Below are 24,229 nucleotides of genomic sequence, written 5' to 3'. Positions count from 1 at the left end.
AAAAAAAGTGTGGGAAATCCACACTTTTTTTAATTAAGCATTGCGTATCATCCTTTGTTTCTTATACACTGTATGCTGTAAGAAACAAACCAGACTTTAGACGTTTGGAGTGAGAAGATGAAAGAAAAGAAATTAGATAGATATGACATTATGGACGTCTGCTTACTGGCAGGGAAAATTATGCTAGAAAGTGGAGCAGAGACATATCGAGTAGAAGATACAATGATGAGGATTGCTGCTTCATTTGGCATTAAAACATCACATAGCTATGTAACTCCAACCGGAATTATGTTTTCTCTGGAGACGAGTGAGCCCACTAAAACGAAGCTCATACGTATTTCTGAACGTACAACAGATTTAAAGAAAGTAACGTTAGTTAACAGCGTATCGCGTCAAATCAGTCAAGGTCAACTGCAATTAGAAGAAGCATATGACGCTTTAGAAACTATCGCAGAATCCAACGTTGCGTTTCCTTTATGGGTCCAGCTCGCGGCTGCTTCTATTTCAAGCGGCTGTTTTTTAATCATGTTTCAAGGTCAATGGTTAGACTTCATTCCAGCTATGTTAGCCGGAGGACTTGGCTTTTTAGCACTTGTCTATTTCCATCGTATTATTCCAATTAAATTCTTTGCCGAGTTTACTGCTTCTCTAACCATTGGTACGCTTTCACTGCTATTTGTCACAATCGGTGTTGGAAGTGAACTTGATAAAATTATTATTGGATCGGTTATGCCTCTGGTGCCAGGGCTTTTAATTACCAATGCTGTAAGGGACCTAATGGCAGGACACTTGTTATCGGGTTTGTCTAAAGGTGCAGAGGCTTTCTTAACGGCTTTTGCGATTGGTGCTGGAATCGCAGTTGTATTTACATTGTTATAAGAAGGAGGGCTGCATATGACAATCATTGAGCAAATTATTACAAGCTTTATCGCTTCTGCTGCGTTTGGTATTATTTTTAACGTTCCACGTGAATCATTATTAAAGTGTGGTTTTGTTGGAATGATTGGCTGGTTAATTTACTTTCTGATGACGATGTACAATATTGATGAAGTACCAAGTACAGTAGCATCTGCGTTTTTTATTGCAATTATTAGCCAAATTTATGCAAAGGTATATCGCATGCCCATTATTATTTTTACAGTTGCAGGTATTATCCCACTCGTACCGGGGGGAATTGCCTATGACGCCATGCGAAACTTCGTAGAAAATGATTACAATACAGCAATTAGCTTAGCTGCAAAAGCATTTATGATTTCAGGATCAATTGCCATTGGAATCGTGTTTTCGGAAGTAGTTAATCAAATTATTCGACAGTCGAAATTAAATGTGAAAGCAAAATATCGTCCATAAAGAAAAGAGGTCCCCCAACCTCATTGAAACGAATCAATTGAGATGAGAGACCTTTTTTATTTATATAATGACTCTTTTCCATATTGCTTTCCGGATAAGGTGTCGAATTCTAATAGTTGATATTGCTTCATATATTGAATAGCGTCTCGCTTTAAAGAAGAAGTGTCATGAACAACTTCTCCTTCATCATTTAGATAAATTTGCTTACGAAATGCTGGAATATGTTCTTTCATTTTTGATAAATAGCTATAAAATAGAGTTGGCTTATAGTTTAATTCATCTACAATCATTGGCGCAAAATACATAGGACTAATCGTTCCTAACTCTTGCTCCATGTTTAAATTAAAGTTCGCCATAAATAAGAGTGGTGTTTCATAAAATTCTTTTGATTTTTGAAATTCGTCTGTGTTGCCAAACCCACCCTCTATATAGCCTTGAAGATTTTTTCCTAGAGCAGGTAAATGATCTCCCCAAAATACAACAAGTGTAGGTTCATCGAGTTTTTGTATTTCAGTTTCTAATTTCTTCAGGGCGTCATCGGACTGCTTAATACCTTCAGCATAAATTTCAATTTCGCTTTTCATTTCAGGAGATAAGTTGTCACCTTCAACAGATATTGTTTTTTCACCATTATACTTTGTAGTTGGATATGGAAGGTGATTTCCGATTGTCACGGCGTGAATAAAAGCTGGCTTATCTGATTTTTTTAACGTATCTAAAACTTGATTAACAACTGAATCGTCCGAAACAAATCCTTCGTTATCTTTTTCCGTAAAGTCCATTTCATCAATAAATAAACTTTTTTCAAATCCTAGGTTTGGATAGACGTTTTGACGCATGTACATAATGCCGTTATTTGGATGCATTGCTTCCGTATAGTAGCCTAATTGATTTAGATAAGAAGCAAACGAAGGATATTCTTTTTTGCTTAAAATGTGTTGAAAAGGCAAACCACCAGGGTTAAACGTATTCATTGAATAACTTGTTAGTGCTTCAAACTCTACGTTAGCTGTTTCGCCACCAAATGCAGGGCTGAGCATGGACCCAGAAGGGTACTTCTTCATTAGTTCTTTTGTGTGCTCTAATGGATCTTTTGAAAAAGAAAGGTCTAGCTTGGTAGGGTCCCAAAAAGATTCATTCATGACAAAGACAATGTTTGGTTTTTTGTCTGCTTTAGAATCACTACTGAATGGCTTCACTTCTTTTTTCATATTCTCGACAGCAGCTGTGACGCGTTTTTCAGAGTAACCCTCAGGTTCTTCCAAAATATTTGTCTTGATATTCGAAATCATGCCGATAATGGGACCGTTATAATAATAATTATTTTGCTGATTCCACGGCATAATGGCTGAATATTTTTCATAGTACTTTTCCGCAAAGGTATCTTCAAAAAACAGGAATGATTTTGAGATAAACATGATTGGAAGAATGAGTATAATACGGATTCGCCAATCAATTTTTAACTTAGGTGAACGTAACCATAGAACGAACAAGGCTATTACGCTAATAACCACAAATATGGTGGTTGAAAGGGAGATAGACTCTCGAATCATTGGTATAACCTCTTTTAATTGGGTAACTTGAATGAAATCATTCGGGAAGAGCGGTTCGTTTCTAAAAATCTTTTTGTAGTGGTTCGTTAACGCAAGGATAAAAAACAATAGAATTGAAATTCCACTACCAATATAGACTTCCCCCGTCAGCAAAATGACTCCAAATGCTAGTAAACCAAGAATAAATGAGCTTAATAAATAGCGATCTGTATACTCTTGAATCCATTCAATCGATTTACCAAGCTGATGTAAATCAATATGATAAATGAGAAATAAAAGGGCACCTACCAACCCAATAAACGTTGCAAATAAAAATGCAGAAATGAGATGGTAAACTCTAGAATTAGCAACCTGAGTAATTAGTTCTTTTTTAACAAGTATCCAAACAGTTAGAAAGCTTAATAATAAAGCGATAAGGCTAACAAGTATCGTAAAAAAGGCGGTGTGAATCTGCGCCCAATCAAAAGCGAGATTGTAGTCACCTGTAAATGAAATTATGGTTATCCCATATAAAAATATCGTTAGGAATAAGTAAAAGATAAAGGTAGGTAAAAACTGAATGATGCGCTGATACATAAAGCATTCCCCCCAAAAAATAATAGCTTTACAAGCTTAACATAAAATTAACATTTTTGAAGGGAAAATGTTTTGGGAAGCTTAAGCAAAGGTAAACAAAGAAGAGGAAATTAGTTGTACTGACTATAAAAGCCGCTAAAGGCAGATGACCTCTAACGGCTTTGAAATTAATCTAACGCATTTGATTTATAAAAGTGAATACAAGCAAGATAAGCTGCTGTTACAGCAAAATAAATGGTTACAGCAGGAGCTGTAAAGACATGACCTGCAACAAATGCAATACCTAATGCTAAAACAACAGAGGTACTATACATCATAAATGACTCATTCCAAAGCTGAGAAGGCTCACGAATGAATCGTTTTATTACGTATAGAGCAATTATTAGAAGAGGTAAAATCCACAGAATAAATCCAATAATTCCAAGTGAGAAGAAAAGGTCATAAAAGTCCATTTCAATCATTTTTGGCTGCTGTTCTTCTGTGTAATTTCCTGCATAGCCCATTCCGACAAGCTTACGGGCGATAGGAGCTTCTGCATACTGCTCTTTATGGTGAGCTAAAAAGTCTTCGCGACTACTTAAAATAAGATTTTCAATATCGCTATTGTCTAACTTTTGTCGCTTTTTCTTTTTAGTATCAGTAGCATCATCTTCTTCTGGCTGCTCTGGTTGCTGCTCTTTCTTTTTATTTTCTAGCAAATCGATATGCGCATATGTGTTTGTGAAAGCAGGAGAGATAGGAGTTGTAACTCCAACTACTACCAACAAAATAATTGAGATAACTAAATTAGATTTTACTGCACGTTGTTTTGTTGCAAAGAGTTTAAGTACTAATACAACAAATGCAACCCCTAACGATAAAATAACAGCTCCTAATCCTACCTTTGTTCCAATCATAATTGAAGATACTGCAAGTAAAATAAATGGAATCCAAAAGTAAAATTGCTTTAACGACTGTGTTTTCTTTAAGCCAAATAAAAGTGTTAAAGGTAATAATAGAGCAACGATTGCTCCAAGTTCGTTAGCAGCGTAAAACCAGCCTTTAAATCCAGTTTTATTGTATTGATAACTTTCTAAAGCTGTACCAGTAAGCATGGTGCCAATGAACACAATACTGATAATAAGAGAAGCAGTTAATAAGTTTTTATTGAGAGCTTTTGAGACATTTACAGATTGGCGATACATTGTAAAAACCACAATAGCTCCTAAGAGCGTTACGTTCATATAAACAACTTTATTAAAGAACTTTACTTCTTGAGCTAAATAGTAAGGGTCTTTCCATTGACTATTAAAGTAAATATTAACACCAAGGAATAGTGCAAAGACAATTAAATAAAGAATTGAATATCTGGCCCACTTGGACTTTTTGAAAAATACCAGTAAGATAATCCCCACAAATACCATATACATGAACCGGATAATAACACCGATTGAAAGAGGACTTTCTACATTTAAAATCATGTATGTTGTTAGCATATCAATAATTGGCTGTATTGAAATAAAACCAACAAACAGAAAAAATAACCAGTATGTGTTCTTCATATAGTAATCTCCTGTTTTAGTGAATTTAACGTTTTCGTTTACGTAAAACCATCATAATGCCATCTACTTTAAATATAAACGTCGATATTAAGTATACTAAACCTCCCACTAAGCATACAACCGTAAATCGAACCAGAACATGCAGGTTGTTTAAAGCTTGTATATCCTTCAGGATGTACATAGCGACCATAACGGGGATGCTAGCTACTAAAATTTTTGTTGTTTCCTTTAGTAAATAGCGGAAGTGGAAGCCATTGATGAGACGATTTAGCATAACGAACACAATGGCAGTATAGAAAAACCCCACAACGGACATTGAAAGTGCAAGCCCTTGATAACCTAAAAACTTCGTGAATGTTAAGTTAAAAATGACATTCAGTAGGATTGACAGTAGTCCGATACGCATTATAACGTGGCCTTTTCCTAATGAATAGAAGCCTTTTGCTAAAATTGCTTGTAGTGAGTAAAAGAACACCGATCCAAAATAATAATAAGAAGCATCAGTAGTTTTCAAGGTAGATGTAGTGTCAAATGCACCACGTTCATAAGCAATTTGAACAATATCTTTCATATAAAAGCTCATAATCACAAGTGTCGGAACAAGTAACATCAGCATAAATGTTAGCCCTTTTTCGATTCCTGTTTTAAACCGCTCTTCATTTTTATCGTTCAGAGCTTTTACAATGAGTGGGTAAATGATTGTCGCAACGGTCACACCAAAGATTGCTTGGGGAATACTAACTAATCGAAAGGCATAGTTCAAGTAAGAAATAACGCCTTCTCCAAATGACCCTGCAAAAAAGAAGTTAACTGTTAGGTTAATTTGTCCCACCATGATGGTAACACCCACAGGAATAAAAACTTTATAAAAGATCTTAACTTCTTCTCTATCTATCTTCTGCTTCCATAGCAGCAGATTCTTTGGTTTAAAGTACACAACTTTAATGAGAAAGGAAGCAAGAGTTCCTAATAGATATCCTAAGGCAATAGCGTATCCACCCATTACATCCTGAAGTAAAATCGTACTTAAGATAGTAAATAAGACAACAACGGTTTGAGAAAATACAGAGAAGGAATATTGACTGTTAGCATCAAATACACCTTCATATACCGCGTTTACCCCAACTAAAGAAAGCGATAAAAAGTATAAAATTGCGGTATAGATACCAATATCAATCGCTGCTTTAGAAAAGTTAGGGTAGCTAGCAGGAAAATAAAAGAATGCTGCTATCGAGCCTAAAATAGAGATGACTAAGCAAATAAAAAACGTAGACTTTACAATGTTTGTAAGGTGCGATTTCCCTTTTCCTTCTTTTTCGTAGCGCAAATAGCTAGGGATAAAAGCATCTTTCATTCCCGTGAGCATAAATAGAATAAATGCGTTGGGAATAATCATCGCTGCGTTATAGGCATCTACGATATAGCTTGTACCAAAGTAATTGGCGATTACTAAATCTCGAATCATACTGGAAAACTTTAAAAACAAGGTTGAAACAAGTAATAAAATACTTGCAATCTTTAAGCTTTTCATAAATTAAAACTCCTGCCTTTATGCTGTTTAGCTATTAGCAATAATAAAACAACCAATGATGATAAGAGCGCATCCAATCATTTGTTTGACAGTTACTTTTTCTTTTAACAAAAAGTAGCCAAACAATAGTGTCCATACATAGGTAATGGACGTTAACGGGAAGACAACAGAGTAAGGCAGCAAGGTTAAGACATATACGTTTAACAATGCTGATATTCCGTAAAATGAGCCCCCACCTATCAAGTAGATAATAGCCATTTTCGTGTTTTTAGCGCTTAAAGCTGTGGAGATCTGTTTGAAAAAGACAGCTCCAACTGAACCTAGAAGTGTCATAATAAGTAAAATCGGTATACTAATCATCATGGCCACCTACCAATAGTACCCCAACAATAATAACAGCTGTACCAATTAGTTTCGTAAAGCTAACAGCTTCATTTAATAAAAAGAAACCTAATGCAATACTGATGACATATCCTAAACTTAAAAAAGGGTGAAGAAGTGAAACTCTTTCATATTTAAAGGCTAAAATCATAAAAATAGCTCCAAATCCGTAGAGTAAGAAGCCAATTATTAACATAATGTTGAATGAACCATTGGACAACTTCCAGAGAAGCTGCCCAATGGCTGTAAACATGGAGGCAATGATAATTAAAAATATGCCTAATTTTCTATTGTACTGTACGTTGTTTGTCAAAACTGACCCCTCTCTTCTTCACCTTTTCTAACAAAAGCTAATCCGACAAAGAAGAAGCTGACAAATACGCTTGCTAGTAAGTAGCGGAAGTCTTGTGCAGGTAACGCTGCTAAAACTGATAACGTATTTAATAGCCATGGAAATAAAACAATGGAAGACGTGATTCCCTTTCTTGCAATGAAGAAAAGAGAAAATAATAAGATAACACAGTGATAAAAAGCAGGCTTCCATAAGAAAAATAAAGAAGGGTTTTTAAAGACTTCCAAATATGCTTTTGCTGTGTTTGTAATCAACGGTGAAACCACGGTATTTTCAAGTCCAAATTTATTTCCGTAGTATACGTTGGTTACATACGTGTCGGTATATCCATCTTCAAATGGCGTTGTTTGCCATACCAGTGCCGTTTGTTTTAGAAATCCTTCCATTGCTAGATATGGATTCTTGATAACAATGCTCATGTAATTTTTAAAATATAAACCAAGGTCTTGAAAAATAAACTCTCGGTCGTAATATTCCCACGTGAATTTAATTGGGTCACTTTTATATGGATTATATTTTTCTTTCCAAAGCTCAATCGGGAGAACGTTGTTAAAGTATTCACGCTCAGATTTAGACATCTCTCCATCATTGACAATAATGTTGGCAATTTGTTGTGTCGGAATCGATAACGCTTCATTAGGATCAGAAGGTTTAACATCTAACCAGTTGAACACAGGGCCTGTGATAATTCGTTGTAAAATAAAAATCACTAAAAATAGCGGAACCAAGCGTTTCCAATACTTTCTAAACAATACGATTAAACATAAAAATGTAATAACGAACACAGGGAATCCATTATGTCTAAAAAAGGCTACACCAAAAGATGATAAAAGAAGCATAAAGATTCCATATTTAGACTGAATAAATGCTCCGTTTGATAAATACACTCTCGCAATATTTACCGTAAAAAATAGCAAAAAGGCGCTGTATAGGATATCTTTCCAGATAACAATGGAAAAGATTAAAAAACTCGGTATTAATAATACGAGTAATGTTAGAATTCCTAAAACAATAGGTGGAACTTGCTTTTTAATAAGAAAGTGAAACGTGTATAAATAAATACTAGACACGACTAAGATTTGAACAATCGTAATCATTCCAGGGTGATCCCATATTTGAGTTAGTATCATAATTAACCAAGTGATCATGATCGGGTGCCAGTCATTAAATTCACGAGTATGTGCTTGTTCCCACTGAGCCAGAGAATCGGGCGTCATTCCACCTGGGAAAAAGGCTAACCAATAAAAGGCGCTCATAGCTAAAATACAAATGCCAATAATCCATTTATATTTGTTTGGATAATCAACAGACGAATCTGGATTAAAATGTGCTTTAAAGGTTGTTGCACAAGCAATTACAAACCCTAATGCAATCACCCATCTTCCAAGAATATAAAGAATAAAGTTGAAGATAGTGGATGCTGTCATATGCAAGTTACTTAATAAAGAAAACTGTATGATGAAGCTGACTGCTATGATCAGGAGCCATTGTATTGATGTAAATGAAGCATAAGCTCTATTTTTATAAATAAAAATAGAGCTTATGCCTACTAATACTAACAACATAAAAACAGAAGAAAAACTTACTCCGTCAGGGGCTCCAATAAAAATACCTATCAATGCAAAAGCAGTCGCTATTAAATAAAGAATAGGTTTTTTATTCACGGTAATTACTCCCTTATTTGTTCAATCTTCTTATTTAATTCTAGTTCATATTGTTTGCGGTTTAACGATGCAATTGTATCTAGGATAAGTCCGGAAACAAACGATAATACACCAAGCAGAATTAAGCCCGTTGCTAGGATTGATGAAGGGACCTTTGTAATAAAGCCTGTTTTGAAAAATTCATAAATAACAGGTGTTCCTACCGCTAATCCAGCAACTAAGAATAATAAAGTCCAAAGTGAGAAGAACTGTAACGGCTTGTACTCCTTGAATAGAGTAAAAATCATTTTAAGTACTTTATATCCATCAGAGAAGGTGTTTAGCTTTGACTCACTACCCTCTGGACGATCTCGATAATCAATAGGAATCTCTTTCAAACGGAAGCGTTTGTCCAAAGCATGTAAGCTCATTTCTGTCTCAATTTCAAATCCAGGGCTCATGACAGGGATTGATTTTACAAATAGCTTGTCGTAAGCTCGGTATCCTGTCATGATATCGGTAATGTTACTTTTATATAGCTTATTAATTAATGAACGAACTAGGTTGTTTCCAAAGTTATGGAATGGACGTTTATTTTCTTCAAAATACGTACCGTTTGAAAGACGATCACCAATAGTCATATTTGCTTCTTTGTTTCTAATAGGTTCAATAAGCTGGTGAACAAACTCAGCTGGGTACGTGTCATCACCATCAACCATTACATAACAATCAGCGTCTATATCTTGGAACATTGATCGAACAACGTTTCCTTTTCCTTGCTTTAATTCTTTTTTAACAATAGCCCCATGAGCTAATGCAATTTCACTTGTTTTGTCTTTAGAATTGTTATCATAGACGTAAATATCAGCTTCGGGTAACTCTTGCTTAAAGTCATCAATTACTTTTCCAATTGTTACTTCTTCGTTGTAACAAGGAATTAAAACTGCGATTTTCATTCTTACACCTCATTAAAGAAAATTGTTGGTAGTTGCTGAGAAATCTCATCTACACTGTATAACTTAGCTGTTTTCACAGCTTGTGACGACATGTTTTCCTTCTGTTCCGCAGATGATTCCATAAAAAGGCGCAATTTCTCCTTCAGCTCTCCTGCCTGACCAGGTTCAAAGAAAAGGCCATTTTGACCATCAATAATGTAATCTTTGAGTCCACCGATACGGCTACCGATTACAGGAGCTCCACAGGCCATGGCTTCTAATCCTACTAGACCTAAGCTTTCTCCTTTACGGATTGTTGGAAAGACAAATGCGTCGATTACATTATAGACATAGGCTAAAGAGGATTGTGGGAGCAAAGGAAAGTGAATGATTTTATCTGCTAAATTCAACTCTTGAACCATCTGTTTAAACTTTGGCTCGTCCTTTCCACTACCAACATAAATGTATTTATAATCCGTAAGGCTTTCAGCTTCTAACTGCGCGATGGCTTGTAAATAAAACTCCCATCCTTTACCGACATCAATGCGACTTACACAGCCAATATAACGTTGCTTTGGATTTAAATTCAACTCTTTATAAGCCTCTTCTTTAGTAGAAAATGAATAAAACAATTTAAAATTAACGCCTCCGCTAGGAAAGATATAAATAGGCGTTGTCACTCCATACTTCTCTTGAACTAGTTCTTTATAGTAAGGAGATGGAGTAATAATTTTATGTGAACGATGCAACAGTTCTTTTACCCGTGGCTGAAACTTTTCTTGTGAAGGGACTTCGGGAACGACATCTGAACCGTGAACGTTTGTTACAATCTTCACACGTTTATTTAACTTCTTTAAAATAAGCAAGGGTAGAGCATTGTGAGAAGCATAATGCACATAAAGGTAGTCATACTTTTTTGTTAAGCCACTTGCTATTATTTTTAAATAATGCGAAGCATATCCAACTAGCTTTCCGAGTTTGCCTGTTCGTTTTGTCATGACAGCTTTGTCTACTGAAACACCATTATCAAGTAATATCTGCTCAGTATTTTTCACAAAGACACCATAGCTTGGAAAATCTTTAGATGGATACATATTAGAAATGAGCAAAATTTTCATTTTGATTCTGCACCTATCTTCTTTGATTTTAGTATTTTCGCTATGTTAACACATGAATTAAATGTTAGATAAGTAAATAAAAGGAATATTAATTCTTGTATTAACAACAACACATTATAGCATATTTACATTTTTAAATGTCAAAGTATTATACAATCAACAAAGATTTAATAAAGCTTTATATTATTATCATGTGCATTTACTATCATTCCATGTGAAAAGCTGTTGAAGTCTAGACTTCAACAGCTTTGTTTAACGTGATTATGTTAATGCTACTTCTACGCCAAAATGGTCGGAAACAACAGGTTTATTAGTACCATTAAAGATGACGTGGGATTTAGCTGTCTTATAAGGGTCACTTGTTAAGATTAAATCAATACGAAGCTTCTCTTTGTTTTCATCCCATCCAGCAATTTTACCTTGGACCGTAATTCCTTCATCTTTTTCAAGAGCAAGGTCATAGGTGTCGTATAAAGGGTGCTTTTTCATATAGTCATATCCTTCATTTCGAATAAAGGCATTGTTGTTAAAGTCACCTAATAAGAAAAATGGATGATCTTTTTTTATGGAAGTCCATAGAGAGTCAAACTGGTCTTTAAACGGTTCTTTATCATCTTCCCACCAACCTAGATGACAAGAGTAAAATGATAGCAGTTCGTCGTTATAAGAAATTGTTGCTCCAACAACTCTTCTTGTTTTCCAGTCGTTTACGTCAGATGTTCTTGAAATGAAGAAAGAGTGCTCTTCAACAACAGGGTGCTTTGTTAAGATAGCCAAGCCTTCCTCGTAAACTTCATACCCGATGTGAGCCATGTCCCATACAAGCTCATAATCGTGAACACCTAGCTTTTTCAATTCTTGTAACAGAACATATCCATAATTATCGGATTTAATATGCTTATTCACATAAGGAGCCTCCATATGCTGGCTAACTTCTTGTAGAGCAATTACATCATAATCTTTCTCTTTAATTACAGAAGCTAGACAAGAAATCTTGTCTAGCTGGTTTTCTTCTTGCCAAGAATGGCAGTTTAAAGTGAGTAATTTCATCTTCACGCTCCTAGTAAGTCTTGAATATCAGATTTAAGAACATCAGCTTTTGGACCATAAATAGCTTGAACACCTTTATCTTTTACGATTAAGCCTAGAGCTCCGTTTTGTTTCCATTCCGCCTCAGTAGCCACGGAGCTAGTATCTTTTACTGTTACACGAAGGCGAGTCATACAAGCGTCAACATCTTCAATGTTTTGTTGACCACCTAACAATTCAATAATAACAGGTGCTAGAGAATCATTTTTTACGTTTGAAGTACCGCTAGTTGAAGCTTCATCTTCGATATAGTTTCCGTTACGTCCCGGAGTAGGGAAGTTGAAACGTTTAATCATAAAGTTTGCTACTGCAAAGTTTAATCCGAAGAATACAAGACACGCAATAATAAAGTTCACTAAATCTAACCATAATCCTGCTTTAACAATCATTGGCGTACGTGTAATCAATTCGATAACACCGAATGCGTGAACGCGGACATCAATAATATCAACAATGGCAAAGGCCATACCTGTCATGATTGCGTATACAACATAAAGAACTGGAGCAGCAAACATGAACATGAATTCGATTGGCTCTGTAACGCCAGTTAGGAATACAGCTAGTGCAGCAGAGAAGAACATTGATTTATACTTTCTGCGTTTATCTGCATCAACGTTGCGGTACATTGCAAAAGCAATACCGATTAACGCAGCACAAGATAGAATCATTTGACCAACTTTAAAGCGAGCTGGCGTTACTTCATTTAACAATTGTTGATAGCTAGCTGTGTCACCAGCTGCTAGGAAGTTATTTAAGTCAGCAATCCAAGCTAACCATAATGGATCTTGACCAGCTACTGTTGAGCCAGCACCAGAACCTGTTAAAATTTGATACGTTCCACCAAGTTCAGTATAGTTGATTGGAACCGTTAACATATGATGTAAACCGAAAGGTAATAATAGACGTTCTAATGCACCAAAAATAAATGGAGCCAAGATTGGTGCTGTGTCACGAGATGTTGCAATCCACTGACCAAAGCTGTTTAAAGCACCTTGGATGAATGGCCATACAATCGATAAAATAATTGCTGTAACAATTGATCCACCAATAACAACAAAAGGTACAAAGCGTTTACCGTTAAAGAATGATAAAGCTTCAGGTAATTTATCGTAGTTGTAATACTTGTTAAATAAGTTGGCTCCAAGGAAACCGGCAATGATACCAACGAATACGCCCATGTTTAAAGCAGGAGCACCTAAAATTGATGTGAAGTAATCTTTTACAACAAGTTCTTGTCCGAATAGAGACGTAATTTTTGCTTCAGGATCTGCTAGCATATCGGCGTTAACCCCGAAGATTGCACCAGTAATACGGTTAATCAACACAAAAGCGATTAGTGCAGCGAATGCTCCACCCGCACGTTCTTTTGCCCAAGATCCTCCAATCGCTACCGCAAACAAGATATGGAGGTTTGTAATAATACCCCAACCTATATCTTCCATCACTCGGGCAATCGTTTGCACAAGTGCCATTTCTCCACCAGTCATACCAACTAGCTTTCCAAGTGAAATCATAATACCTGCAGCTGGCATAACAGCTACAACAACCAGTAAGGCTTTACCAAACTTCTGCCAAAAATCAAATGAAAAGAATTTCTTCATGACTATTTCCCCTCCCCGTTGTATGGGCTTTCAATATGTTGTGTGCGTTTACAGTTATTTTATAGCTGAAACGAATATAAATAGTGCAACCGTTTGCATAAACTTATTTTAATAAAAGGGCTTTCATAATGCAATACTTTTTTGAAAAATAAAAGTAGGAAATTTATTTCAATAATCGATATGATAAAAAGAATAGATAGTTGAAGAGGAGAGATTTCATATGCAGGCACAGTTTGAAGCGCTTATTTTTGACTTAGATGGTGTAATTGTTGATACAATAAACTTATACTACCAAGCAAATAAAATGATTGCTGATGAAACAGGTGTTCATTTTACACACGATTGGAATCAACAAATCCAGGGAATTAGCCGCTATGAGACAGTTAAGCAAATTGTAAGACAAAGTGACAAATTTTATTCTGAAGAAGAGATGCATGCATTAGCGGAAAAGAAAAACCGTCATTATCAAGTGTTAATTGAAACGTTAGATGAAAAGGCCATCTTACCAGGCATTTTTCAGTTGATAAAAGAAGCAAAAGCAGCTGAGACCAAGCTTGCAATCGCTTCTTCTAGTTCAAACGCGATGCATGTATTAGAAAAAATCGGTTTGCAGTCTTATTTTGATAAGGTTGTAACCAGTAGAGACGTAACGCGTGGGAAGCCAAATCCAGAAATTTTTTTAACAGCAGCAAAAGCGATAGGTACCCACCCTAAAAACTGTGTTGCGATTGAGGATGGAATTGCAGGCTTAACCGCGATTAAACAAACGGATATGTTTTCCATAGGAGTAGGATTACATGAAGGAATGGAACAAGCGGATTGGCAAGTAGCTTCTACTCATGAACTAACGTTTAAGAGCGTGAACAAGAAGTTTGTAAACCGTTAATTGGCTGAATGTAACGTCGTCTATACAAATACTTATTATATTGTTTACATAGAAGTCAAAGACTACGTAATAAAACATGTTAACCTAAAAATAAAAAACAGCAGGGGGACTCAGAATGATTAAATGCGTTGCAACTGACATGGATGGAACATTAGTAAATAGCGAACAAAAAATTAGTGTAGAGAACAGCAAAGCAATTAAAGCTGCACAGCGTGAAGGTGTAGAAGTTATTGTGGCGACTGGACGCTCTTATGAAGAAGCTGCTTTTTTACTAAAAGAAGCTGGCATTGAGACGTTTCTTATTTGTACAAATGGAGCAGAGGTAAGAAATAAAAAAGGTGAGAAGTTAGAAGCGTTTGGAATGTCTCTGGATAAAATTAAAGCTGTTGAAGAGGTTTTTAATAAGCATGAGCTGTACTTTGAGGTGTATACAAGTGATGGAACATACTCAAATGACTATGATAAAGCACTTTCTGTTGTAATGGATATTTATATGAGTGCTAGCTTAAAAAATCAATACGATGAGTTATTAAAAGCAGCTAAAAAGCGATTTGAAGAAGGAAAAGTAAAGTTAATTGAAGAGTATGAGCCACTCTTTCAGGATTCAAATATATTGATTTATAAAATGTTGGCTTTCTCATTCGATGATGAGAAGCTAAATCGTGCGCGTGAAGAGTTAAAAGCTTTTCATGGAATTGCTGTAAGCTCTTCAGGTAAAGAAAATATTGAAGTGAATAGTGAAGAAGCTCAAAAAGGAATTGCATTAGAAAAGTTCGTCAAAAGCCGAGGTATCTCCTTACAAGAAACAATGGCAATTGGTGATAATTATAATGACCTTTCGATGTTTCATAAAGCAGGAAGAGCCGTTGCAATGGGCAATGCACCGGATGAAATAAAGCGTCATGCTCATGTCGTAACAAAAACGAATGATGAACATGGTGTAGCGGAAGCTATTGAGAGTATCTTTAAGCCAGTATAAAAAGCACGCTTGCGCGTGCTTTTAATTTGTTATTAACACATTTTTACGACGATAAGCACCGTGGTTTGTTGGACCTACGTATTGGTTTAATGGGAAAGAATGGCGAATTGCTTCAGTAATAAACTCTTTAGCTGTATAAATAGCTGATTTTACATCATTACCTTTGGCTAATTGTGCTGTAATCGCTGCAGAGTATGTGCAGCCAGCCCCATGAGTGAAAGTCGTTTGGATTAGTTCAGATTCTAACAGTTCAAATGTTTGGCCGTCATATAGAACGTCTACAGCCTTATCGTGATTTAGTTTACTTCCGCCTTTAACTAATACAAACTGTGCACCTAGTTCATGGATTTTTTTCGCAGCTTCTTTCATTTCATCAATTGTTTTAATAGCTCCAATGCCGCTTAGTTGTCCTGCTTCAAACAAGTTTGGAGTAACAACCGTTGCTCTTGGCACTAATACATCGCGTAGACTAACTGCTGTTTCTGGGTGTAATACTTCATCTTCCCCTTTACACACCATAACAGGATCAATTACTACATTTTTAAGAGCGTGCTCATCAATTACTTTTGCTGCTAGCTCAATAATTTCAACTGAGCCCAGCATGCCTGTTTTAAGAGCCTGCACACCTACGCCTTTTACAATGGTATCTAACTGTTTGGCAACAGTTGATGTTTCTTGTGGAAAAACATTGTGTGACCAGCCGTTTTCTGGATCCATTGTAACAATTGTAGTAAGAGCGGTCATGCCATAAACACCTAACTCTTGAAATGTTTTTAAATCGGCTTGAATACCTGCACCACCACTAGTATCTGAGCCAGCAATTGTTAGTACTTTATTCATACTCATGGAAAATCTCCCTTCGATCTAAGCTATTTATTTTCTTCTATTCTAGCGCTTTTATAGTAGAGATTCAATTTACAAAATTAAACTTTTTAGAATTAACAATAACTATTCAATGAGAGGTAATAATATTTTACTAATATATAATTCAAAAGGGAGGAATAGGAGGGTGAGAGATGATGGATGTTTTCTTTGAATAACTCGTTATAAACAACAAAGGCCTCTCTAGATAGAGAGACCTTGATTTATTAAATAGAAGTTAATTCTTTGTTTAAAGCAACTTCAACCGGTACATAATCATAGCCTAGGTCGCGTGCAACTGCTTCATACGTAATTGCGCCATTTGCTACGTTTACACCTAATTTAAGTGCTGGGTTTTCTTGAATTGCTTTATAAGCACCTTTAGATGCAATTTGTAAAGCGTATGGTACAGTTACGTTTGTAAGAGCAATTGTAGATGTACGAGGTACTGCACCTGGCATATTTGCAACAGCATAGTGAACTACACCGTGCTTTTCGTACGTTGGTTGATCGTGAGTAGTGATATGATCAACTGTTTCAACAATACCACCTTGGTCAATTGCTACGTCAACAATAACAGATCCTGGTTTCATTGATTGTACCATTTCTTCTGTTACAAGCTTAGGTGCTTTTGCACCTGGGATTAACACAGCGCCAATCAATAAGTCTGCTTGAGCAACAGCATCAGCGATGTTATAAGGGTTTGAAACCAGCGTATTGATTTGGTTTCCGAAAATATCGTCTAATTGACGAAGGCGTTCAGGGCTTAGGTCAATAATTGTTACATCTGCACCAAGTCCGATTGCTAACTTAGCAGCATTTGTTCCAACAACACCGCCACCAATAATTGTTACTTTTCCACGGCTTACTCCAGGTACGCCAGCTAATAGAATTCCTTTACCGCCGTTTGATTTTTGTAAGAATTGAGCACCGATTTGAGAAGCCATGCGTCCCGCTACTTCACTCATTGGTGTTAATAATGGCAACGTTCTGTTTACTGCAACTGTTTCATATGCGATAGCTGTGACACCTTTATCTTTAAGCGCTTGTGCTAAAGCAGGTTCTGCAGCTAAGTGTAAATAAGTAAATAAAATTAAACCTGGGCGGAAATAATCATATTCGCTAGGTAGAGGCTCTTTTACTTTCATGACCATTTCAGCTTGAGCCCAAACGTCAGCAGCTAATTCAACAATTTCTGCTCCAGCTTTCATGTAGTCTTCATTCGTAAATCCACTTCCGATTCCTGCTTCTGCTTCTACTAAGACACGATGACCTGTACCAACAAATGATGCTACTCCTGCAGGCGTAATCGCTACACGGTTTTCGTTGTTTTTAATCTCTTTTGGTACACCAATAATCATAATATGTTTCCTCCCTTAAAATAGACGAAATCTTATTTCTAGCTACAGTATATAAAAAACTTCTTTCTTTTTCTTTGTCAGGAAAAAAGAAATCAATCGTATTATTTTGTGAAAACACACAAATGGAAGCGTTTACTATTTTGATTTTTCTGATTATTTGTTAGTTGTTCTGACATAGGTTGGGTCTTTTGGTCTATCAATAAGCAAAGAGCCATCCTATATGCAGAATGGCTCTTTTACTTAATTTGATGGGTTATTTTTATATTTTTGTAATTTAATATCTAAATAAAGCGTAATTTTTTGGTTTGTATCTTTTAAGTTAATATCACCAATCTCTGAAATACGCTTTAAACGGTAACTTAAAGTATTAATGTGAACGTTTAAAACTTTAGCAGCATCGTTAATGTTGTTGTCTGAATCTAAAAATACTTCGAGTGTTTCCACTAAGGTACTATTGTGGCGCAAATCATACTCGTTTAATTTAGCTAATGAGTAATTTTCAAAGTGATCTTGCGTTCTTTTCTCTAGCAGTACATCTAAAAATTGATAGATCCCTAATTCTTGATAGCCTGCGATGTGGGCCGTTTCTTTCGGGAACTTTCTCTTAATGTTCAATACGTTTAGTGCTTCATTGTAACTTTTGGCGATATGATCATAAGAAGAATACATGCTGCTAAAGCTAGCTTCAATTTGCTCAATTGAGAACCTTTCTTTCATTGTATCTTTAAAGAATGTTACAAAATCATGCTGATCTTTTAATGGAGTTAAAATTGAATCCAAAGAAAGGAACAGAATAAGATCATTGCAATCAATTGTATATAGAATAATTTTCAAACGATGCATGGTTTTTAGTAAATAAGAAATTTGGCGTTCAGCTTCTGGCATAATATCTTCCTGAAATCGAAATACTGCAATTGAAAAAGACGTGGGTGGAGTAATTTGCGCATCATAAAAAGCTTGCGTGATATCCTCTTTTGACTCCATATGTCCTGTGAGCAGCTTCCAAAAAAACTCTTGTGAACGTTCTTCGCGCTTATATTTACGAATTTGAAGTTGAAGTAATTTATTGCGAAGTACGGTAGCAGCTTTTTTTAATAGAAGTAACTCTTCTTCATTTAAGGTTTTATCGACTTCTACAGCCCAAATAAAACCTAATACTTCGTCGTTTTTCCAAATTGAAATAGCTACACGATTCCCTAGTCCAATTTCATTGATATTTTCAACGCGAATAGGGTCATCCGTTTTTAATAATTGAGGAATAATACCTTCTTTCCACAAGTTATTAATTACTTTCTCGGGTACGCGTCGACCGATAATCGTTGCGATACGCGCCTGATCTGTCCGCTCGTCATGCGTACTATATGCCAAAAGACGGTGGTTCGAATCTTCAATAGTAATTGGGCATTGTAAAACTTCACTAATACGGTCTGCAAACTCTTCAAGTGTGTCAAAGTTTTCCTTAAATGGATCTCGAATCGGTTTGTTCATATTAAATCCCTCTTTAATAAAAATAATTACATATTGATTTATCATAAATCTTTTGATAATCTTTTGACTATTGATTAAAAACATTTTGTGAAAATAGACAAAAACCAACTATCCTTTTTAATGATTTTAACAAAAAAACTTGTCTGAGAAAATGTTAAAATTATATCAGGGAATCATTTATTAGAGCTTATTTAGAATGTAAGCGCTAACAGATGGGGAGGAAGCATCAATGGACATTCTAGATATTTTAGGGAAAATCAATGGAATTCTTTGGGGAACACCGAGCTTAATTCTTTTATTTGGGACAGGCTTATTTTTAACCTTTGCATTAAGGGGTCTACAGTTCCGTAAGTTGATGTATGCGTTCAAATTAGGATTTACAAAAGAAAAAGAAGAAGATGCAAAAGCTGAAGGTGATGTAAGTAATTTTAAAGCCTTGATGACAGCTTTAGCTGCAACAATTGGTAACGGTAATATCGCTGGTGTAGCCACGGCTATCACGTTAGGTGGCCCAGGGGCAATCTTCTGGATGTGGATTGTAGGTTTACTGGGTATGGCTACAAAGTACGCTGAAGCCTTATTAGCAATGAAATTTCGTGTGAAAAATGATAAAGGTGAGTACTCAGGCGGTCCGATGTACTATGTGGAAAAAGGGCTGGGACCGAAATTTAAAATTTTGGCTATCGCATTTGCTCTTTTTGGAGCCTTTGCAGCATTAGGTATTGGAAACAGCGTTCAGTCTAATACCATTGCAAGCGTTGTAGATGAAAGCTTTGGTATTAGTGGAATTGTGACGGGAATCGTATTAGCGGTTTTAACAACTCTGATCATCTTTGGTGGTATTCAACGCATTAGTACCGTAGCAGGGTTTTTTGTACCGATGATGGCTTTACTATACATTGCAGGGTCATTATTAATTATTTTCTTAAACGTTGATAAAATTATTCCATCATTTGCATTGATTTTCGAATATGCATTTTCACCAGTAGCTGCAACAAGTGGATTTGTTGGTATCGCGGTTTCTGAAGCAATTCGTAGTGGGGTATCACGTGGAATCTTCTCAAATGAAGCGGGTTTAGGAACAGCAGCTTTAATTGCAGGAAATGCTCGGTCGGATCATCCGGTTAAACAAGCCCTTGTAGCGATGACGGGTACATTCATTGTTACCATCATCGTTTGTACGATGACGGGGTTAGTACTAATTATTACAGGCTTCTGGGATCCAACAGGAGGTGCTATCTCTGGTGTGGCGCATAATGCCAACTTAGATGGCGGAGCTTTAACTTCAGCAGCCTTTGCGTCGTCCTTAGGTCAAATTGGTGAATATATTGTTGCATTTTCTGTTATTTTTTTCGGGTTCTCAACAATTGTAGGTTGGTATGTATACGGAGAAAAATGTTTTGAATATTTATTTGGTACGAAAGCAACAGGTCTTTATCGTACAATTTATGTAGCGGCTTGTGGCCTTGGAGCAGTAGCAAACTTAACGGTTGTTTGGGCGTTTGCAGATATGGCAAATGCGCTGATGATGATTCCAAACTTAATTGCTCTTGTGTTGTTATATAAGGTTGTTGTTCATGAAACAAACGATTATTTTGAAAATCATTACAAAGTAGCAACAATGAAAAAAGCAAGCTAATATTAAAAAGCGTCTGCATAAGCAGGCGCTTTCGTTTTTTTTTTAATACAACCATGGTACTATACAAATATGTATAATAGATGATATGAAGGTTGCTGCATTCTAGCTTGAATGTTTTTATGTGGTTCAGTTAAGATTAAAGTGACTAATTCATATTAAAAAACGAAGGGAAGAGAGAACATGACAAAGCAGCAAATTGGTGTTATTGGCTTAGCGGTTATGGGGAAAAACCTTGCGCTAAACATTGAAAGCAGAGGCTATTCAGTATCTGTTTACAACCGCTCACCGGAGAAAACAGAAGAGTTTTTAAAATCCGAGGCAGAAGGTAAAAACTTTGTTGGTACATACAGTGTCGAAGAGTTTGTTAATTCTCTTGAAAAACCACGTAAAATCTTATTAATGGTTAAAGCTGGTGCAGCAACAGATGCAACAATTGATTCATTAAAACCATACCTTGAAAAAGGTGATATTTTAATTGACGGTGGTAACACATTCTTCCAAGATACAATTCGTCGAAATAAAGAATTAGAAGAGCTTGGTATTAACTTTGTTGGTACAGGCGTTTCAGGTGGAGAAGAAGGTGCGCTAAAAGGTCCTTCAATCATGCCTGGTGGTCAAAAAGAAGCTTACGAGTTAGTAGAGCCAATTTTAAAGTCTATCTCTGCTAAAGTAAACGGAGATGACTGCTGCACATACATCGGACCAAATGGTGCGGGTCACTATGTAAAAATGGTTCATAACGGAATTGAATATGGTGATATGCAACTGATTTCTGAAGCGTATTTCATTATGAAAAACGTTTTAGGTTTAGAAGCAGATGAATTACATGAGGTATTTGCTGAGTGGAATAAAGGAGAGCTAGATAGCTATCTTATCGAAATTACAGCTGATATCTTTACAAAAAAAGACGACGAAACAGGCAAGCCGCTTGTTGATGTGATCTTAGATACAGCAGGACAAAAAGGTACTGGTAAATGGACAAGCCAAAGCTCATTAGACTTAGGTGTGCCTCTACCAATCATCACAGAATCTGTATTTGCTCGTTTTATTTCAGCAATGAAAGAAGAGCGTGTAAAAGCAAGTAAAGTATTAAGTGGTCCAGAAGCAACTTCTTACGAAGGCGATAAAACAGAACTAATCGAAGCAATTCGAAAAGCGCTATATATGAGTAAAATTTGTTCATACGCACAAGGATTCGCTCAAATGAAAGCTGCGTCTGAAGAGTATGATTGGAATTTACAATATGGGGATATTGCGATGATCTTCCGCGGTGGTTGTATCATTCGTGCACAATTCCTACAAAAAATTAAAGAAGCATACGATCGTGATGCAGACTTAACAAACCTATTGTTAGACCCATACTTCAAAGACATCGTAGAAGGATATCAATCTGCGCTTCGTGAAGTTATTTCAATCGCGGTTAAACAAGGTATTCCAGTGCCAAGTTTCTCAAGCGCGTTAGCTTACTATGACAGCTACCGTACAGAAACACTGCCAGCAAACCTTTTACAAGCGCAACGCGACTACTTTGGAGCTCATACGTACCAACGTATTGATAAAGAAGGCGTATTCCACACTGAGTGGTTAAAATAAGAAGAATAAATAAGAAAGGGGATTGCTGTTGAAAGCAATCCCCTTTCTCTATTCGACAAAGGACCTGTCGAATAAAAACGCAGCGAAATTCGCTGCGTTTTTATTTATATTATTTATCGTTTGAGAAGTTACTTTCCCCAACAGGCCACCATTGGAAGCCTTCTTCAGCAAGAAGAGCATCTGATGCTTTTGGTCCCATTGAACCTGATTCATAGTTCGGGAAGTCTTTTGCTTTGTTTTGTTCCCAAGCTTCTGAAATAGTATCAACAAACTTCCATGATAGAGCAACTTCATCCCAATGTGTAAAGTTTGTTGCATCCCCAAGCATGCAATCGTAAATTAGGCGTTCATAAGCTTCTGGCGTATTCATCTTATCTCCGCAGTTGTTGCAGTAGTTAAGGTTAATTGGTGTAGAAGCCGTTGCTCCTGGTGTTTTACGCGCATTTAGGTGAAGAGTAATTCCTTCTTCTGGTTGAATATGAATTACAAGCAGGTTAGGGTGAATATCTTTACCACGATTGAAATATAAGTTCATTGGTAAATCTTTAAATTGAACAACAATCGTTGTTGCTTTTTCTTTCATGCGTTTACCTGTACGAATATAAATTGGCACACCAGCCCATCTAAAGTTGTCAATCATCAGTTTACCTGAAACGAATGTTGCAGTATTAGATTCTTCATCTACAGAATTTTCTTCACGGTAGCCAATTACTTCGTTTTCTTCCACGATACCTTTTCCATATTGGCCGCGTACAAAGTATTGATCTACCTCATCTATTGACATTGAACGAAGTGCGCGTAATACTTTTACCTTTTCGCTACGAATTTCTTCTGGTGTTAGTTTAATTGGTGGCTCCATAGCTAATAAAGCAACCATTTGTAAGATATGGTTTTGAACCATGTCACGTAGTGCACCTGAAGATTCGTAATAGCGTCCACGATCTTCTACACCAAGCGTTTCACTTGATGTAATTTGGATATTTGAAATATATTGGTTGTTCCAAAGTGGCTCAAATAAAGCATTTGCAAAGCGAATGACTTCGATGTTTTGAACCATTTCTTTTCCAAGGTAGTGGTCAATACGATAAATTTGATCTTCAGAGAAAGCGTGACGAATTTGTTCGTTAAGCTCTTTAGCAGATTGATAATCGTGACCAAATGGCTTTTCAATTACTAGACGGCTCCAGCCTTCAGTAGCTGTTAAGCCTTCATTTTTTAAATTAGACGCAATTGTTCCAAAGAATTCTGGGGCCATTGCTAAATAGAAAATGCGATTTCCAGGAACGTTATATTGTGTATCAAGCTCTTCTGTTAATGTTTTTAACTCTTGATAAGATTCTACGTTTGTAACGTCAAATGGCTGGTAGTAGAAGTGTGAAGCAAACTTATCAATATCAGTGTCTTCTGTTTGCAGATTACCCACAGACTTTTTAACATTTTCACGCAACTCTTCGTTTGTCCATGGTCTTCTGGCTACTCCAACAACTGCAAAATCTTCGGATAGTTTATTTTCTCTGTATAAGCGGAAAATAGATGGAAATAGTTTGCGTTTTGCTAAATCACCTGTAGCTCCAAAAATTACAATAATTGATTTTGGTTGTTCATTTGTCATTGCTTCTAGACCCTCTCTTTATCAAAATTACGTTTAGTGTACGCTAATATATCTAATATAAAATTGTAACGATTTATAAATGGTAAAGCAAATCTATATGATTTGTAGTTATTATTCCATGTTTTGAATGAGTTTAAAAG

20 protein-coding genes are annotated in these 24,229 nt (G+C 36.1%); 6 read left to right on the top strand and 14 right to left on the bottom strand.

Going from position 1 to position 24,229, the window contains the following annotated elements:
* The first annotated feature begins 117 nt into the window (after positions 1–117).
* The gene (locus tag LZP85_RS18855) at positions 118–879 is read left to right on the top strand and encodes a threonine/serine exporter family protein (protein WP_025910425.1); all 762 of its coding nucleotides are present in this window, start codon (positions 118–120) and stop codon (positions 877–879) included.
* Positions 880–894: 15 nt separating this feature from the next.
* Entirely contained in the window at positions 895–1,350 is a 456-nt protein-coding gene (locus LZP85_RS18850; RefSeq protein ID WP_025910424.1) for a threonine/serine exporter family protein, read from the top strand.
* Positions 1,351–1,406: 56 nt separating this feature from the next.
* Here LZP85_RS18850 and LZP85_RS18845 read toward each other — a convergent pair whose 3' ends face one another.
* From LZP85_RS18845 to LZP85_RS18800, 10 genes are all read right to left on the bottom strand, one after another.
* Positions 1,407–3,479 (bottom strand): alkaline phosphatase family protein, encoded by a 2,073-nt coding sequence (locus LZP85_RS18845; protein ID WP_234561870.1) that lies wholly within the window; start codon positions 3,477–3,479, stop codon positions 1,407–1,409.
* Positions 3,480–3,646: 167 nt separating this feature from the next.
* Positions 3,647–5,020 (bottom strand): O-antigen ligase family protein, encoded by a 1,374-nt coding sequence (locus LZP85_RS18840; protein ID WP_119543851.1) that lies wholly within the window; start codon positions 5,018–5,020, stop codon positions 3,647–3,649.
* A 25-nt stretch (positions 5,021–5,045) separates the two neighbouring features.
* The gene (murJ, locus tag LZP85_RS18835; protein ID WP_119543849.1) at positions 5,046–6,551 is read right to left on the bottom strand and encodes a murein biosynthesis integral membrane protein MurJ; all 1,506 of its coding nucleotides are present in this window, start codon (positions 6,549–6,551) and stop codon (positions 5,046–5,048) included.
* Positions 6,552–6,578: 27 nt separating this feature from the next.
* A complete protein-coding gene (locus LZP85_RS18830) occupies positions 6,579–6,914 on the bottom strand; it encodes an EamA family transporter (RefSeq protein ID WP_224840091.1) in 336 nt (111 codons plus the stop codon).
* Entirely contained in the window at positions 6,904–7,245 is a 342-nt protein-coding gene (locus LZP85_RS18825) for a DMT family transporter (RefSeq protein ID WP_076512284.1), read from the bottom strand. The genes LZP85_RS18830 and LZP85_RS18825 overlap by 11 nt, the downstream gene beginning before the upstream one ends.
* Positions 7,242–8,948 (bottom strand): DUF6020 family protein, encoded by a 1,707-nt coding sequence (locus LZP85_RS18820; RefSeq protein WP_224840088.1) that lies wholly within the window; start codon positions 8,946–8,948, stop codon positions 7,242–7,244. Before LZP85_RS18820 ends, LZP85_RS18825 begins: the two co-directional genes overlap by 4 nt.
* 5 nt (positions 8,949–8,953) lie before the next feature.
* On the bottom strand, positions 8,954–9,883 hold the full coding sequence (locus LZP85_RS18815) for a glycosyltransferase family 2 protein (protein WP_025910415.1): 930 nt from the start codon (positions 9,881–9,883) through the stop codon (positions 8,954–8,956).
* A 2-nt stretch (positions 9,884–9,885) separates the two neighbouring features.
* Positions 9,886–10,980: a glycosyltransferase gene (locus LZP85_RS18810; RefSeq protein ID WP_035320951.1), complete on the bottom strand. Its 1,095-nt coding sequence runs from the start codon at positions 10,978–10,980 to the stop codon at positions 9,886–9,888.
* A 261-nt stretch (positions 10,981–11,241) separates the two neighbouring features.
* A complete protein-coding gene (locus tag LZP85_RS18805) occupies positions 11,242–12,030 on the bottom strand; it encodes an endonuclease/exonuclease/phosphatase family protein (protein WP_119543845.1) in 789 nt (262 codons plus the stop codon).
* 2 nt (positions 12,031–12,032) lie between these two features.
* Complete coding sequence (locus tag LZP85_RS18800; RefSeq protein ID WP_025910413.1) at positions 12,033–13,670, bottom strand: PTS transporter subunit IIBC; 1,638 nt, start codon at positions 13,668–13,670, stop codon at positions 12,033–12,035.
* Between the two features lie 220 nt (positions 13,671–13,890).
* On the opposite strand from LZP85_RS18800, the gene pgmB reads away from it, so the two are divergent.
* Both pgmB and LZP85_RS18790 read left to right on the top strand, forming a co-directional pair.
* On the top strand, positions 13,891–14,556 hold the full coding sequence (gene pgmB, locus LZP85_RS18795; protein ID WP_234561868.1) for a beta-phosphoglucomutase: 666 nt from the start codon (positions 13,891–13,893) through the stop codon (positions 14,554–14,556).
* 115 nt (positions 14,557–14,671) lie between these two features.
* Complete coding sequence (locus LZP85_RS18790) at positions 14,672–15,535, top strand: Cof-type HAD-IIB family hydrolase (RefSeq protein ID WP_061785894.1); 864 nt, start codon at positions 14,672–14,674, stop codon at positions 15,533–15,535.
* A gap of 21 nt (positions 15,536–15,556) precedes the next feature.
* On the opposite strand, the gene pdxK is transcribed toward LZP85_RS18790, so the two are convergent.
* From pdxK to LZP85_RS18775, 3 genes are all read right to left on the bottom strand, one after another.
* Positions 15,557–16,381 (bottom strand): pyridoxine/pyridoxal/pyridoxamine kinase, encoded by an 825-nt coding sequence (gene pdxK, locus LZP85_RS18785; protein WP_061785895.1) that lies wholly within the window; start codon positions 16,379–16,381, stop codon positions 15,557–15,559.
* A gap of 242 nt (positions 16,382–16,623) precedes the next feature.
* On the bottom strand, positions 16,624–17,757 hold the full coding sequence (gene ald, locus LZP85_RS18780; protein ID WP_061786190.1) for an alanine dehydrogenase: 1,134 nt from the start codon (positions 17,755–17,757) through the stop codon (positions 16,624–16,626).
* Positions 17,758–17,997: 240 nt separating this feature from the next.
* Positions 17,998–19,245: a PucR family transcriptional regulator gene (locus tag LZP85_RS18775; protein WP_119543841.1), complete on the bottom strand. Its 1,248-nt coding sequence runs from the start codon at positions 19,243–19,245 to the stop codon at positions 17,998–18,000.
* A gap of 229 nt (positions 19,246–19,474) precedes the next feature.
* On the opposite strand from LZP85_RS18775, the gene LZP85_RS18770 reads away from it, so the two are divergent.
* Positions 19,475–20,884, top strand: a complete 1,410-nt coding sequence (locus LZP85_RS18770; RefSeq protein ID WP_025910296.1) for an alanine/glycine:cation symporter family protein — start codon at positions 19,475–19,477, stop codon at positions 20,882–20,884.
* Between the two features lie 180 nt (positions 20,885–21,064).
* Positions 21,065–22,477, top strand: a complete 1,413-nt coding sequence (gndA, locus tag LZP85_RS18765) for an NADP-dependent phosphogluconate dehydrogenase (protein ID WP_025910295.1) — start codon at positions 21,065–21,067, stop codon at positions 22,475–22,477.
* Positions 22,478–22,586: 109 nt separating this feature from the next.
* Here the strand turns inward: gndA and zwf are convergent, their stop codons facing one another.
* On the bottom strand, positions 22,587–24,089 hold the full coding sequence (gene zwf, locus LZP85_RS18760) for a glucose-6-phosphate dehydrogenase (protein ID WP_025908700.1): 1,503 nt from the start codon (positions 24,087–24,089) through the stop codon (positions 22,587–22,589).
* Positions 24,090–24,229 lie beyond the last annotated feature (140 nt).

Origin of the sequence: Priestia flexa (genome assembly GCF_021441905.1) — a bacterium.
GTDB classification, from domain to species: Bacteria; Bacillota; Bacilli; order Bacillales; family Bacillaceae_H; genus Priestia; species Priestia flexa.
The sequence above is the reverse complement of the archived record's forward strand: the minus strand, read 5'-3'. Positions and strand labels throughout refer to the sequence as shown.